This is a genomic window from Paraburkholderia fungorum (assembly GCF_003610895.1).
In the GTDB taxonomy this organism is placed as follows: domain Bacteria; phylum Pseudomonadota; class Gammaproteobacteria; order Burkholderiales; family Burkholderiaceae; genus Paraburkholderia; species Paraburkholderia fungorum_B.
In genome coordinates, this window is sequence record NZ_MCAS01000008.1 from 75,507 (window position 1) to 90,438 (window position 14,932).

The window sequence follows — 14,932 nt, forward strand, 5'->3', positions numbered from 1 at the left end:
TCCCTGCAATTCAGGCGTGGTTATTGAGCAAGATGGTCCCGGGCAATTCCGCCTCGGGGTCTTTGACAAACGTGTCGATCATGGTGAACAACTCGGACGGACGCTCGACAACAACACCGTGTCCCGCATCGATTTGCGCAAAGCGGCTGTTTTCGATCGCGCCAAACAGCAATCGTGAATGCCTAAGCGGAACCATCTGATCGAACGTACATCCCACAATCAGCGTGGGCGAGCTGATTTTCTCGACCTGTTCGGTGATGTCTACTGTCCGGTTGAAACGCATCTTCGCCGCTCGATCCGGACCGTTTCGAATGCTCCCGATCATGGCGTCAATTTCGGCTGACGTTTTCGAATTGATGAATTGCTGACTGAATTGACTCAGAAACGAAAATGTCGCCAACGAGGCATGCTGGGCCTCATGGAGATCACGCCACACATCGTTACGCAGAAGTTGATGGCGATCCGTTTTCAGCCATCCAGCGACGAGCGTTAGAGACGCCACCGTGGACGGGCGCATTGCCGCGATCTGCGCCGCAATCACCGCGCCAAACGAATACCCCACGATATGTACGGGCCGATTGAATGAAGTCGCTTCAATGACCGCGTTGGCCTGTTCGATATATCCGCCATTCGTGTCGTCTTCCATGTCGACGAAATCGAATGCAACCACCCGGTGGCGCATGGCGAGCATCGGGAACAACGCCCAGAAGTTGAGCGCAGCCGAGCCGCCGGTGCCATGCATCAAAACGATCGTATCCGTTTTTTTTCGCGACGGATCGGAATCGTAACAACGTATGGAATGCTTACCAATGTTTATCTGGAATTCGGAAAGAACTGGATGAAGTTGCACGCTAGCCTCTTTTAAAAAATCCTGTAATCGCGAATGGGTTGTCTCCGACCTATTCGCGGTCTCCATGCCCCTGCTACCCATTGCCCGACGCCGTTACCAAGCCGGGCGCGAAAATTGTTCCACCATCAAAAATGATGAGTACACTCAAGATTATCACACTCGAACGTCGTGTCAACAGGCATGTGAATGGCACGCGAGACAGCGTTCGAGTTCCGGCTAGCCTCTGGACGTTCTTATCCGTTCCTCGTACGGACAAACCGGAGGCGTGTGTCAGTGTGGAGGCAGCAAGACGCGTGCGTTCAACGGATAGCGCTACGCACCATGTTTCCGAGCGTGTGCCGCCCGCGGTTCAGAGCTGAACCGCGGATTCATCAGAGCGGTGAAATGAATGACAGGAAGCGGGGATTAACCAGGAGATTTTCTATATTTTTTATCGAACATCCTGATCGATGAAATGCGGTTCGCGACAAGGTCGCAACCGCTCAATGGATCTAAGCGCCCCGCAGCAGCGGTTTCTACTTACAAATCTTCATCGTTTCTGGATCGGCCCCAAGGACGTCGCTCGGGACCGCCCAGGATTTCATCCGACTTGCCTTGCACGATGATGGAGATCAGCTCCAGTACCGTCTTCTTCTGCTCACGCGTCAAACCGGAAAGTAGTTCCTTCCTGGCAGCGTCAGCCAGCGGACGCGCGTCAACCAACACTGCCTCGCCTTCGGACGTCAGTCGAAGCACTTTCTTTCGGCGATCGATCCGGCCCGGTACACGAATCAGCAAGCCTTTTTGCTCCAATCGCCCAGCAACGTCAGTCACGGTGGATTGGTCAAGAAACGCGCGCCGTGCTGTCGAAACCTGATCGATACCTGGCTCCTCATGCACAATGCGGAGAATCGTGAACTGCATGGGCGTGATGCCGAGCGGTTCCAGCTTCTCGAGGAAGAGCATGACGGATATCTGCTGCAAGCGCCTGATCAGAAAGCCCGGATTTTCCTGATCTTTCGTGTTAGTCGCCATACTGGACAGGGGATTGAAATTGAGGGGGCGATTATACATTGGGCTGCCGAAACTCCGCCGCCGCACACCGCCCCGGCAAACAATCACAACCTCCGTAGATCGCGTTGCACCCGCGAACGCGTCGGCCTGCAAAGTTCCCCTGAATTCCTTCAGACGAGCCTGTCTGTGGATATCGACGTGTTAGCGGAGGAGAGCTGACTCCAACAGTGGTCCGCAAAGCCCTGCCCGACCACGGTCTACCGATACTGCACGATCAAAGGCCGCTACGCGGACTCGAAATCACGATGACGATCGAAACATGGGTACTTGCCACCGTCAGTCTGTACGCATGCAGTCGCCAGCCCAATCCGTTTTTCGCCCACTTCGCGCCAGTCAACGGCTATGTACAGTGCGTTATTCGGGACGCTGATTCGAACCGCATATTGATTCGTGGTCTCCTGCATTCGGGCACATCCCCAATACTCTGAGGCGACAATCGCCCCCTCTTGCCACGGCATATCCGACGTCATCGACTGCTCAAGCGATACCGAATCGCTTTCCCGGACGACGTCCATATAGTCGCTCAGCGACGCGACGCGAGTAAAAGGCTATGCAATCGAAGCGCAGCGGGCTTCCGTCCGTTGCCATGCGGGCAGCGTATCAGGGCGACGGAGAGCTCACGTCTACTTGTTCATCCGCTGCCGCTGGCGTTGTTGGTCCGCCAGTATGGATGCCATTTCCTGAAGGGCTTTGGGAACTGAGCCCTGGTAGTTCTGTGCGACGCCCGGTTGGCAGAGATTTTGTCCATTGAGGGCAATACAAGGGTCCGAGTCTCCCTTCTGAATCCACGCCCCTTTAGACCAGGAATTCGCGGCCAAACCGGCTGTGCCGGAACGCATCTGCGCGTCCAGCATTTCATGGTTCAGTGCATCGTATTTCTGTATCCATGCCTGCGCTCTCGCCTGATCCTGCGCGGCCACGATGGCTTGTGCTTCGGGCATCATTCTCGCCATCTGAATGTCCAGATCGACCACTTTCTGAGGCGACGACCCATCCTTCACTGCGGCCCTGTCGTTGTTGATTCTTCTTGCCCAGAGGGGGTCGGAGATATTGTCGGTCGGGTCGGTATCACTCTCATGTACAAAACTGTCCCGGTGCGAATAGACCAGCCCGTTTCGCGCCATATCTTCACAACCTGCCAACATGGTCGCCGCCAGCAGAAAGGCTGAGACTCCAATGAGCCTGCCCGTGTTCTGAGATGTCCGCATTCGAAGCTCTCTCGCCGGATGATCGGTCGCAGTTTGATACATTCCACTCTCCGTAAGGTCCGCGGATTGTTCGACGAACGCCTGCGTGTCATGGCATGCATCGACGCGGTGTTCGCAACCTTCACCAGGGCATGTCAGGCGCCCTGAATCGCACCGGCATCCACAATTCCCGGTTCGCCTCAATACCCCATCACCGCGAGCGCGAAGACAACGCGAATATCCATTCATTTTTAAATATCAAAACATCCTTTTTGCCTCGTCCGTCAAGGAGCCTTGGGACTATGATAAAAGCTGCGGCATCCGTTTTGCAGGAATTTCGTTTTTGTTTCAAAATGAGTGATGATTCCTTTGGCATCCACATTAATTATCATCGTACATTCCATTGTGTCCGTATGCTCCTCATACTGATTTTCGGTAACCAACGTCCCCCCGGGCGCCCCGCCGGCCACCCACTGAGTATTGGTGCCGGTTAACAGGCCATAGCTGTAGTTTTGCCCAAAAGGCCATATGTAGACGCTCGTTCCATCCTCGGCGTGCTTCACCCCACCGGTAGGCTTGCCCCATTTTGCCAAGGCCTCACTAATCGGGCGGCCGGTCCAGCGACTATTGGCGATAGCTTCCTGCACCGAGATCAAATGCCCATCTGCTGCGCAGCCGGACAAAATCAGAAAACTCCCACCCGCAAGGGCAATCGTCAAACCGCGTAAAATAGTATTTCTCTTGAAAACATCAAGAATAAAGAATCTCAATCTGAACATGGCACTCATTGCCTTCCTTCCTCATCAACATATCTTGTGAAATTAATAAGAAGAACACATCAACGTCCGTCACCCTTCACCGCGAGCCCCAAGCCATTCCGGGAGCAGAGGGTTGACGGTCTGCTCGCGTGCCGCAGCGGATAGACCCGTTGTGCTTTTTACCCGCGCAAACTCGACGGCCTCCCGAGGCATACAACCAAATCGCGCACGAAACGCACGGCTAAAATATTTCTCGTCAGTAAATCCATGGCGCCAGGCCACATCTGCAATACGCTCCCTCGGCATATCCGGGTCAGAAAGCACGTCGTACGCCCGCTCCAGACGCTGTTGCTGAACCTGGCGCATGACCCCACCGTGCCCTGCGAACAGTTTGTAGAGTCTCGCCCGCGATACGCCAAGTGCCGCACTGATCACATCCGGCGACAAGTCCGCTCGCATCAGATTCGTCTCGATGAACTGACGCGCACGCCGGATCAACGCAATGTTGATTTCCGATTCCGCCTCGTTCAACGTTTCAGGTGAGCGCATCAGTGCCGCTCTCAATAGATTATTGGTGGCACGGGTCACATACGGAACGGCTTCGACATTCAACTGCTCCATATTGCCCATCAAGGAGAGCAGATGATCTTTCAGAATGGCGCCAATCGCCGGATCAAAGATGTCGCCGTACCGCTTGAGATCGAGCGATTGAAATAGATCCCGCGGAATCACCAAACCAATGGTGTCACCGGTCGTCACCATGCAATCAAACGGCCTGTTCATGTCGAACAGGTAGAGGCCGCCTGCACGTGTACATCCCGTCGAGTGCGCCCACTCGCCGACCGCGCCCCCCGTCAGTTGCAGCACCAGATGGTAGTGATCGATCTGATCATTTCGAATCTTTTTGGTGCTTCGTATCGTCCGGTAAAGAACCTGCTGCTCCGGTTGGAGCCAACGGCGGCCAGCGAGCACGAACGGGCCGAATCGGGTCGCGTGAAATTCAGCATCGAACGGCACCGTCCCATTCTCGGGCCGTTCGTATTCACATGTCGAAATCGCCGCGGCCCACGCATCGAACCGTTGCGCTCCTGGCTCATCGACGGTCGTGAATCGATACATGTCCAGAGGGGAACCGTTAGACATGGCCGACCGCGGCGAACGAGGGACGCAGACGATACGAGCGGATCGATATGATCGCTGCCGGCCTGAATGAAGCTATGTGCATGAAGATTCCTTTCCGCGAAAGCGCACCGCACATACCGGTAGGTTCCTGCATCCACGGCACAGGGTGGCGATCGAACATTTATCAGGCGTGCGGCGCGCCCGCGTGGCCGATCACTGACGCGGCTGGCATTTCCAGTCGTTGTACGTCGGTCTATCGATCGGCGTGAGTCCGGGGATCATGAAGACCGTACACAGGAACCGGCGCCCCTTGCCTGTCGTCGCGTCATAACTGACCTGCTGGCCGCCGAGAGCATTCTTTTGTCCGTACTGGACATTCGCGACCGTGACCTCATCGGACGAAGCCAGCCCCAGTGTCCGGGCCGTAGACGTCTGAACGTCAATCATGTTCATCTGCGTCGTGCCACATGCCGATACCGCCAGACCACAGACTACGGTTGCGATAGCAGTCCTTAATCTATTGCGTTTTCCTCTTTGCATACTTTTCCCTGTCAACTCAAATAGCTCACATTCATGATGTACATGTCGTTGTTACGACCCCGGGGTATAGAAGCTCGCCTGCACTTCGGTGCCGATGTTGTACACATCCAGGATCCACAGGAGTGCCAGGGTGCCGGACGAGCTGCCACCTAGCGCGGGCCAGTCGGTGCCTTGCGGGTGTTGCCCAAACAGGGTCGGCGCACCCCAGGCACCAGCCGAGTAGCGGCTTGCAAGGACATCGGTCGATCCTGGCGTGCCCGAGTCCCGCCAGGCCACCGTCGCATTCCCGGTATCGTCGAGCGCAAGTTGCGGCAAGCGCTGCTGCAACAGGTCCGGATGCAGGGACAACTGCTGCGTCGTTCCCCATTTACCGTTCGTGTCCGATACGTTCGCATACAACGCCGCGTCCGGCCCGTACCACGCCACCAGCGCAACCCCGTCCGGGTTGACGTTCAGCACCGGGTAGTAACCGACATCCGCCATATTCATGAACGGGGCAACCGGCTGCCCGGCCTGCCAGCCGGTAAATAAAACGCGGCAATTCACAAGGCAGGCAGAAAGACGCTCTATTCCCGAGCCACGCATAAGGCGCACACTACTCGACGCCCTCATGGGGCTGAGGACCCGCAAAAATGTTCCGCATAAGTACCTGCGGCATAATAAATTAACACCCCGAGCAGCGAGGTGGATGGGTGTCTACAGTTGGTGGATTTCCGTATTAATGGGATCGATTTAACAAATGCGCAGTTGGTTTTTGTCTATCGATAGAATCATGGCCATGCGGCTCGAATGGATTATTACAAATTGGAAAGCAGCTTCAATTGCTTTCAAGAAAGTAAGCATCTGCCAGTCGTCGTACCGAACCAGTCCGACGGCATCCGTAGAGGGAATTTTTCACGGATCACATGGATGGGGTCGCGCCTCCCAACTTCAGCGTTCAGCGGTCGACGGCAGCCAGCGGAAGGAGGAGTCGCGACCCGGGCGTGAACGCGCGTCCGGAATGGCATGGACCCATAATCCAAGCATGTTAAATTTTGCGAATGCGCTTTGACCGCGGGCTCGCCAGGAAAACCCGCCATACAGGCGCGGCATGTTATTGTGAAAGATCCCCTGCAGATGCTTCATCGGGTAAGCGTCACCGCGCGGCCCCTGGCAGGGTTACGGTTACGAATAAGCTGACTGGCGACTACATACCGCGCCAATACCTCAGCTCGTTCGCCAACGACCTTGAGTTCCTATGAGCAGCGAATCATCGCGTCCGCATGTCGAGCGTTTTGCCACGTCCGATGCTCCGCCTGACGAGCAGTTTGATGCATGGGCGGTTGAAGTGCCATTCTTCAATTTCGCTCCAGACAGACGCGTGCTTGGTGCGTTCGACATGCATTGTCAGCATGTCTCGTTTGGACCGTTCGTCCTTGAAAATCGCGTCTGGAAAGACGGGCCATCTGCGGCAAGCTTCGGTGCCGATCGAACCTCGCGCCACATCCACGCGGATCAGCACGACTACTACTGCTTCAACCTGCAAGTCGGCGGCTCGCTAAGCCTTCGCACCCGATCCGTGTCTCAGATCAAGCAGAACGGCGACCTGTATCTGCTCGACTACGGACGACCGTTCGAATACATCACCACGAGCGGCCACGAGATTTCCCTCGCGGTGCCGCGCGCGCTGCTACCTCCGAAGGTAGAACGGCTGCACGGATGTTCGCTCTCCCAAGGCTCTACCGCCCTGCTACGGGACCATCTGCTTTCGCTTCGCGAAAACCTGCCCAAACTGAGCACGGCCGAGCTTCCCTACATTGCCGATGCAACGACGCAACTGCTTCTGGCTTGCGTGCAGAACACGCCCGACGGACTCCCGGAATCCCATCGTGTCGTCGACGAACTGCTTACCCGACGCGTACGTCACTACATCGACACGCATCTGCTTGAGGCCGACTTGACGCCCGATCGCATTTGCCGGGAAGCGGGGATATCACGAGCAAAGCTGTATCAGCTATTTACGCCTTCCGGAGGCGTCATGCGCGAGATCCACCAACGCCGACTCCATCTGGCTCATCAGGTGCTGTCGAGTGGTCAAGGACGCAGCGAGAAAATCCGGACTATCGCACGACGTTTTGGCTTCACCGACGAGAAATACTTCAGTCGTGCGTTCAGGGCACGGTACGGCTATGCGCCTAGCGAAGCATTTGAACGTACGAAGGAAGAAAAATGATCACGCTGGGATCTACCGAAGATTCGCTTGAAAAAACGTAAGCACCATCTCGTCAAACTGCTTGTGAAAGACTATGCGATCGAAGCCGTTCGCATCGACGCAGAGCCCCGGCTCATTGGGCTTCATTGCCGCAGGACATGGAGCAAGAAAGGCAAAATGCGCGGCGTTGGAAACAATGTGATATTCAGGCCTGTGAGGAAGGGTCCTGGCAAGTGCGTCAGCGTTGCGCGGCAGCACGCCGGCGCCCCCGAACTGGGAAGCCCAAAGCTGGACTGGCGCTTGCACGTTCTTCAGGCTCTCCGTGGTTGGGAATGCATTGAACGGGTCCGCCAGCACAAAGGCTTTGATCCGCGCGTCGTGAGTCAGGTGATCGGTCGGTACCTCTCCACTTCGAGCCTGTTTGCAAATCGGGGCTCTCGGGTCCGGGCACGTAATATCGGCGTGCGGGAAATCCGGGTTACCGCCGGCCAACACCAGCCCCGTGTAGCCACCGCGCGAAAAGCCAAAAAAGCCAATCCGGTGAGGGTCGATTCTGGCCGCGTCGGGGGCGGCGCTCAACATGTAATCGATGAGACGCTTGATGTCGGTCGGTCGCTCGACGAACACAGACATATCGTCGGCGCGGGTCATGTCAGAGAATGTATCGCCGGGATGATTGATTGCCGCCACGACAAAGCCCGCGTCGGCAAGCGTCTCGGCAAGGTCTCGGTGGCCAAGATACGATCCGCCATAGCCGTGTGAAATGACAACGAGGGGAAGCTTTTCGCCAGCGGTCGGACAGTCGCGCCGCCCCTTCAGGACATATGGCCCGATCGGCACCTCCTGGGCGGGCTCTGCACACGGTGTCCACACTATCGCCTTTAACGCCGGACCGCCTGCATCGGACGGAATCTGCGCGAACTTTATTCCCGCGGCGTGTGCGATTGCCGCAGACAAGCACAACAGAACAGCTGATATGAACGTTTTCATGTGGTTTTGAGAGGCAAGTTGTTTGCTTTCAATACGCTGACTGGCGGTATCACGGCGAAACTGCTCAAAAGCTGAATTCGATCAGGTTCCGACTTTATCCTCTTGCACCATGGGCGGGATTTCGGATGATGCGGTCGCTCAGGTGTCCGAATTCCCGCACAATCGAATGGTGTCTGATGGCCGCACTAAGCCTGACGAAAGGCCCGGCTCGACCATTGCAACCGGCGAACCAGTTGCGAGTCTAGCGTCGAGGTCCGGCGTGCAGCCGCCATTCGCCTGGATGCTATCGCAAACGACCATCGAGGCAAACATGACAGTTTCCCCACGGCAGACTGGCTACTGGTTCTTGCTGCCGACCAGCACAGACGCTGGCGCACGATGCTACTCAACGTCCTTTGCGAAGTGATAACAAACGATTTTCAAGCCTTGATTGAGATAGAACTTGTGCGCCGCGTGACGTTGGACTCCCGAATCGAGATGGATCACATTGCACTTCTCTGTGCGAGCAAAATCAGCCAGCCAGCCCATCATTGCAGAACCCTTGCCATTTGATCGCACACTCTCCGGCGTGACAAGGTCCTCGACGTACAGATGCTTACCCATGAACAGGTTGTGGGCGACCCTGAATCCTGCAACACACATTACCGTGTCGTCATCGCTGTCATAGGCTAGTCGGTAGCCTTCGGCCATCATGCTTCTGATCGTGGGGAGGAAACTACTTTGCTCAAGATTTGGGCGTAGCTGACGCAACGGATCGAAGCAGGCATAAATTTCGTCGTCTGTAGTCGCGATGGAGATCATGGGGCTGGAGTTATATATAGAACGAGTCATAGCGTTGGTCCAACGAGATAACCAACGTGATTGTCAACATATTCGAGAGACCACTCCTGGCGGCGATTAGGCCAGTCGCTTGCCTGATCGATACCTTAGTTAAATGTCATTTTATGGCCGACTCCTGGGCCTTGATCAGTCGACAATGAAGAGCTTCGCACCTGTCCTGGTGTACGACTGATGCGGCTCCGCATTGTCGCCAACCTGGTAGCTCATGCCTGCGGTCAAGGCGAACTTCCGCCCATCCTCCAGCGTTGTTTCCAGCTCTCCCTCCAGACAGAAAAGAATATGTCCTTTTTGACACCAATGATCCGCGAGATAGCCCGGGGTATATTCCACCATCCGCACGCGGATCTGGTTCGGCTTCTCACCAAAAAACTGTGTGCGCCAAAAGGCCATGCCCGTTTCCCCCGGGTGCTCTGTTCCTTCGATTTCCGGCCAGTTGGTCGTGCCGAAAGCAAACGTATCCATTTTCATTCTGTCGCTTCCATTACAAGTCGGACCCATACCCGGGTCGATCCGCTGTCGCGATCCGCGGGTTGCGTTCGCATCCGACAGTCTTGAGAGGCTGAAGATTTTTACACACTCGCCGAGTGGATTGTTGGCGATCCATGTCGTCGTCGCGAGTGTCGCGTTGTGGCCGCACTGCGTCTCACGACCGGGCGCGATGATCGTCTCAAGCCTGCGTTTCATGCGAAAGGTGTGAGCCGAACACCTCATGGCCAACACAGCAGCCTTTACGACACTGCCTCAACCGTCATGAGGGCGGCCGCGACCGCATCGCCCATCTCGTTGGTTCCGACCTTGCGCGTGCCGGCTCCCCATATGTCGGCCGTGCGCAGCCCTTGCGCGAGCACGCGCCTGACCGCCGTCTCGATGCGCTCGGCCTCATCAGGCAGGTTCAGCGAATGGCGAAGCATCATTGCCGCAGACAGGATGGTCGCGAGAGGATTCGCGATGTCCTTGCCAGCGATATCTGGCGCCGAACCGTGCGAGGGCTCATACAAACCCTTGCCGTTCGCGTCGAGGGACGCTGAGGGCAACATGCCAATCGACCCGGTCAGCATCGCCGCTTCGTCCGACAGGATATCGCCGAACAGGTTGCCGGTGACGATCACGTCGAACGTCTTCGGCGCGCGCACCAGTTGCATGGCGGCGTTGTCGATGTACATATGCGTGAGCTCGACGTCGGGATATTCGCTGGCCACCTTGATCATCGTGTCGCGCCAGAATTGCGAGGTCTCCAGCACATTGGCCTTGTCGACGCTGCACAGACGCTTGCCGCGCTTTTGCGCGGCGCGAAAGGCGACATGGGCCACGCGAACGATTTCCGGCGCGCTGTAGCGCATAGTGTCAAACCCTTCGTCGTGCCCCTGGAACGGTCCGTCGGGCGCGAAACGCGTGCCGCGCGGCTCGCCGAAATACACGTCACCGGTCAGATCGCGGATGATCAGGATGTCGAGGCCGGCAACGACTTCCGGCTTGAGCGTCGACGCGGCTGACAGTTCCGGATACAGCATCGCCGGGCGCAGGTTGGCGAACAACGCCAGGTGCTTGCGCAGGCCGAGGATGGCCTGTTCCGGTCGCAGCGACCGTTCGAGCCTGTCGTATTGCCAGTCGCCGACGGCGCCGAGGAGAATCGCATCGGCTGATTTTGCCAGCCGCAGCGTGCGCTCGGGCAAGGGATGGCCGTAGATAGCATAGCCAGCACCGCCCACCGGCGCTTCTTCCAACTCGAAGGGACAACCGAGCGCGTTGAGTACCTTGACGGCCTGCGCCGTGATCTCAGGACCGATACCGTCACCGGGTAAAACAGCAATTCTGGGATTCATGCGAGTTGAGTTCATGTCGATTGAGGAATTTCAGAGTAATCGACGTGCCTCCACGGAAAAAGATGAGCATTTATCCCGGTACAGGCAATGCCACGCTGGCCGAATCGCCTCGACCCCGCAGACTTGATCTGCGGGGATCCCCGAACGACCGGTTTTGGCCAATCCCGATCCGACAGCGAACTTCCGCAACAAGCCCACCCCAAGGCTCGCCACGCCAGCGTTCAAGCCCGTACTCGAAGCGATCGCCTCTCATGAACCCAACCGCTCGCCCAGAACACGACAGTACGCTGAACGCACCACGATAGCTGACCAGACGCGCCCACATGCACAGCACCGGATTCCCACGTGTCGGAATTTATCGAATCCACGTCGCATGATCGAAAATCCGCGGCGGTTCGCCTGCCGTAATCATGTGAGTCGACCCGTTCCCGTGCCACATCCTTCATCTGTCGATTTTCATCATCCGGAGGAAGCAGGCCAGCTGCACCGTGCCGTATACCTGTGTCGCTGGGCGCATGCGCATACTCATGCTCAAAAAAATCACTATTCGCGGCGGTCTCGCCGCAACCATCGTCAGCTACACGCTGCTGCTGATTCTGGTAATCGTGGCGGGCATTGCCGGTTTGTACAGCAGCAATACCGCGCTGCGCGAGATGTATCGCGACGACACGGCGTCGCTATTGCACCTGAAAACCAGTTCGGAGCGCTTACTGCTGCTACGTGGCGGCCTCGGCGAGGTGGAACAACTGGTCAGCGCAGGCAAGCCGGCCGGCCAGGAGATCAAGCGGCTGCACGCGCTTCTGGCTGAGAGCAATCGGGAGCTGGACGCGTACCGTGGCCTGCACAAGCTGGACGCTGCGGAGAAGCCGCTACTCGACGCGATGCAGGTAAAGCGCGAACAGCTGCTGAAGCAGGTATTTCAACTCGCCCTGAAACAGCTCGATGAAGACAACTTCGTCGACTTTCTCAGCACCCAGCGCGAAGCATCGGCATCGTTGTTCGCTGACTATCAAGCCGCGCTCACGGCTCTCGAGGAGTATCAGGTCCAGCGTCAGCGGGCGCGGTTCGACGCTGCCGACGCGCACTTTCACATCATGCTATGGACACTCGGTGCAACAGCTATGGTGGCGCTTTGTATTGGCGTGTTTGCCCAGCGAATGCTTGCCGGGGCGATTGTCCGACCGATCAATACGGCAGTCGACTATTTCGGCCGGATTGCCGCCGGCGACCTTACAAGCACGGTCAACGTGCAGCGCGACAACGAAATGGGATATCTGCTCAACGCGCTGAAGGGTATGCAACACAGCCTTGTTCAAACAGTTCAGAAAGTACGCCTCAGTACTCAGGCGATCGTGCATGACGCGCAGGCGATCGCGAGCGGCAATCTGGACCTCTCGGCGCGTACCGAACAACAGGCCGCCTCGCTTCAGCAGGCCGCAGCCAGCATGGAACAGTTGACCGCGACGGTGAGGCAAAACGCCGACAACGCGCACAACGCCAGCGAACTTGCCATCGGCGCGTCCAACATCGCCTCCCGTGGAGGAGAAGTCGTAAGCCAGGTCATCGCAACCATGGATGCGATCTCCGATAGCTCAGGCGAGATCGTCGGCATCGTGAGCGTGATCGAAGGCATCGCGTTTCAAACCAACATTCTGGCACTGAATGCTGCAGTCGAGGCGGCACGCGCGGGTGAACAGGGCCGGGGCTTCGCTGTGGTTGCTGCCGAGGTTCGTAATCTGGCGCAACGCTCGGCGTCAGCGGCAAAGGAAATCAAGCAACTGATCGGCGACTCGACGCTCAAGATCAAGGACGGCAGTGCGCTCGTTGCTCGCGCCGGCACGACCATGGAGGAAGTCGTCCAGGCCGTCAGCCGGGTAACGGCCATCATGGCCGAAATCAGCCTCGCGTCCAGCGAGCAGACGACCGGTATCGAACTGGTCAACAACACCGTCACCCAGATGGAAGAAATGACGCAACAGAATTCGGCAATGGTAGAGGAGGCATCGGCGGCGGCGGCCTCACTTGAGCAGCAGAGCCGGCAACTGGACGAAGCGGTGGCCGTATTCCGTGTGAACGAAGAAATGACTCATCGCGCCATTACCTGACAGAGCTCGACGTGAAAAGCGAAATCCATTCGTTCAATCCGCTGCGTTGACAACTGTCAGGCGCCCCCTTCACTCCCCGCCCTGGCCATAACAAGGATATCGCTGCCTGCCCGCGTCATCGCTACGCTAGCCAGTCCCTACGACGCCAGAATAATGCGCTTCAGTTTTTTCTTCAGGAGCGGAAAATCCTTACCCGCGGTTGCCTTTTCGTTTGTGATCAGCAGATCGATGCGATCCGCAGGGCAATACCCAATTCGGCTGCGCAGTCCTATCTTGCTGTAATCGGCAAGGATAACCACTCGGTCCGCATTGGTGATCATCGCTCTGGATACCTCAGTTTCGGCGTGATCGAAGTTCGACGCGCCATGCTGCGAATCGATGCCGACTGGCGACAATAGCGCGATATCTGCCCGATGCCGCAGTATCTCCGCGACAGTCGTTCCGCCAACGGTCGCTGCGGCCCGGTTTCCGATCGAGCCCCCCAGTAGAATGACCTCGTTCGCCGGCGCACCCTGATCCGGGATGCCTCTCATCTTGAGTGCCACGTCGATCGAATTGGTGATGATAGTCAGGTTGGCCAGCCGGGCCAGCTCTTCGGCAAGCAGCGAGGTCGTCGTGCCCGCATCGATGAAAAGCGTCTGTCCGCTCGCAACAATGCTGGTGGCGGCCTTCGCGATCGCTGTCTTGAACTTGACGTGGGTATGGGCGCGCTCTGCGATCGGAGCCTCGTCGTCTGGCCTTGTGGCGCCGCCGCGCACCCGCCTTAGCTCACCGAGAACTTCCAGATCGAGCAAGTCCCGCCGGACCGTTTCACGGGAGACCTCGAGCTCCGTCATGATGCGTTCGGTAGAGACCCTGTGCAGCGTAGACAGCAGCGCGCGGATTCTCCGGTAGCGATCTTCTTGCCACATACATTTTCCCTGAAATTTGAGTCCAATCGAGCCGTCATTGGCGCATGTTTTTCCGTCCACATCATTGTGGGTTCTGCCGATGGCTTGTCAAGGGCAGTCTGCCGGATGGTTGCATATTTTTGTATAGTTGCGCATTTGTGTTTTTCGTTCTAGTCTTCGTTCAGGAAGATCGCGTGTCCTTCAGCGGCGCCGATCACCACTATCCGATCCCGGGCGCCAAAACAGAGACTGCGTCACTTTTTGACTGATTGACGTCGTTTTTGATAATACCGACACGGTGATTCATATCCTACTTTATTAGCAATCCGAACAAAATAACAACGATCGACTAACCTCAAGGCAATAGAGTTTTTCCGCCTGGTAAATCGACGATTGTCGAGACGTCTTGATTTTTTGCAGCGCCCATTGAACCTGCTTAGGCCGCGCCTGCTGATCGCTTCGGTATTTTTTTCAGCTTGTCTCCGACTTGCCTGCATCGGTGCGCGTGCAGCTATTTCCAGTCAGGAAAGGGAGAGCAAGTGCATAGAAAGACTCAACGTCGCAGCCAGCCAAGGTCGTTATT

14 protein-coding genes are annotated in these 14,932 nt (G+C 56.9%); 2 read left to right on the top strand and 12 right to left on the bottom strand.

Annotated elements, in window-relative coordinates; translation table 11 throughout:
• Positions 1-10: 10 nt before the first annotated feature.
• The 7 genes from BCY88_RS09600 to BCY88_RS09635 all read right to left on the bottom strand — a co-directional run bounded on the left by BCY88_RS09600 (position 11) and on the right by BCY88_RS09635 (position 5,999).
• Positions 11-850 carry an alpha/beta fold hydrolase gene (locus tag BCY88_RS09600; RefSeq protein WP_259461303.1) on the bottom strand — a complete coding sequence of 280 codons (840 nt, stop codon included), beginning with the start codon at positions 848-850 and terminating at the stop codon, positions 11-13.
• A 519-nt stretch (positions 851-1,369) separates the two neighbouring features.
• Positions 1,370-1,903 (bottom strand): MarR family winged helix-turn-helix transcriptional regulator, encoded by a 534-nt coding sequence (locus BCY88_RS09605; protein WP_120344027.1) that lies wholly within the window; start codon positions 1,901-1,903, stop codon positions 1,370-1,372.
• 623 nt (positions 1,904-2,526) lie between these two features.
• Entirely contained in the window at positions 2,527-3,153 is a 627-nt protein-coding gene (locus BCY88_RS09615) for a hypothetical protein (RefSeq protein WP_120344029.1), read from the bottom strand.
• Between the two features lie 221 nt (positions 3,154-3,374).
• Entirely contained in the window at positions 3,375-3,878 is a 504-nt protein-coding gene (locus BCY88_RS09620) for a hypothetical protein (protein WP_120344030.1), read from the bottom strand.
• Positions 3,879-3,938: 60 nt separating this feature from the next.
• Positions 3,939-4,991, bottom strand: coding sequence for a helix-turn-helix domain-containing protein (locus BCY88_RS09625; protein ID WP_120344031.1), 1,053 nt, complete (start codon positions 4,989-4,991; stop codon positions 3,939-3,941).
• 192 nt (positions 4,992-5,183) lie between these two features.
• Positions 5,184-5,417, bottom strand: coding sequence for a hypothetical protein (locus tag BCY88_RS09630; protein WP_259461304.1), 234 nt, complete (start codon positions 5,415-5,417; stop codon positions 5,184-5,186).
• Between the two features lie 144 nt (positions 5,418-5,561).
• Positions 5,562-5,999, bottom strand: coding sequence for a hypothetical protein (locus tag BCY88_RS09635; protein WP_147408508.1), 438 nt, complete (start codon positions 5,997-5,999; stop codon positions 5,562-5,564).
• Positions 6,000-6,837: 838 nt separating this feature from the next.
• Between BCY88_RS09635 and BCY88_RS09640 the strand changes: the two genes are divergently transcribed.
• The gene (locus BCY88_RS09640) at positions 6,838-7,722 is read left to right on the top strand and encodes a helix-turn-helix domain-containing protein (protein WP_183081328.1); all 885 of its coding nucleotides are present in this window, start codon (positions 6,838-6,840) and stop codon (positions 7,720-7,722) included.
• A 12-nt stretch (positions 7,723-7,734) separates the two neighbouring features.
• On the opposite strand, the gene BCY88_RS09645 is transcribed toward BCY88_RS09640, so the two are convergent.
• The 4 genes from BCY88_RS09645 to leuB form a co-directional block, all read right to left on the bottom strand.
• Positions 7,735-8,691, bottom strand: coding sequence for an alpha/beta hydrolase family protein (locus BCY88_RS09645; RefSeq protein ID WP_120344035.1), 957 nt, complete (start codon positions 8,689-8,691; stop codon positions 7,735-7,737).
• Positions 8,692-9,072: 381 nt separating this feature from the next.
• Positions 9,073-9,492 (bottom strand): GNAT family N-acetyltransferase, encoded by a 420-nt coding sequence (locus tag BCY88_RS09650; protein ID WP_120344036.1) that lies wholly within the window; start codon positions 9,490-9,492, stop codon positions 9,073-9,075.
• A 165-nt stretch (positions 9,493-9,657) separates the two neighbouring features.
• On the bottom strand, positions 9,658-9,999 hold the full coding sequence (locus tag BCY88_RS09655) for a DHCW motif cupin fold protein (protein ID WP_120344131.1): 342 nt from the start codon (positions 9,997-9,999) through the stop codon (positions 9,658-9,660).
• Positions 10,000-10,259: 260 nt separating this feature from the next.
• On the bottom strand, positions 10,260-11,354 hold the full coding sequence (leuB, locus tag BCY88_RS09660; protein ID WP_259461310.1) for a 3-isopropylmalate dehydrogenase: 1,095 nt from the start codon (positions 11,352-11,354) through the stop codon (positions 10,260-10,262).
• 527 nt (positions 11,355-11,881) lie between these two features.
• Here leuB and BCY88_RS09665 point away from each other — a divergent pair.
• On the top strand, positions 11,882-13,459 hold the full coding sequence (locus tag BCY88_RS09665; RefSeq protein ID WP_120344038.1) for a methyl-accepting chemotaxis protein: 1,578 nt from the start codon (positions 11,882-11,884) through the stop codon (positions 13,457-13,459).
• Between the two features lie 137 nt (positions 13,460-13,596).
• Here the strand turns inward: BCY88_RS09665 and BCY88_RS09670 are convergent, their stop codons facing one another.
• Positions 13,597-14,370 carry a DeoR/GlpR family DNA-binding transcription regulator gene (locus tag BCY88_RS09670; RefSeq protein ID WP_120344039.1) on the bottom strand — a complete coding sequence of 258 codons (774 nt, stop codon included), beginning with the start codon at positions 14,368-14,370 and terminating at the stop codon, positions 13,597-13,599.
• Between the last annotated feature and the right edge of the window lie 562 nt (positions 14,371-14,932).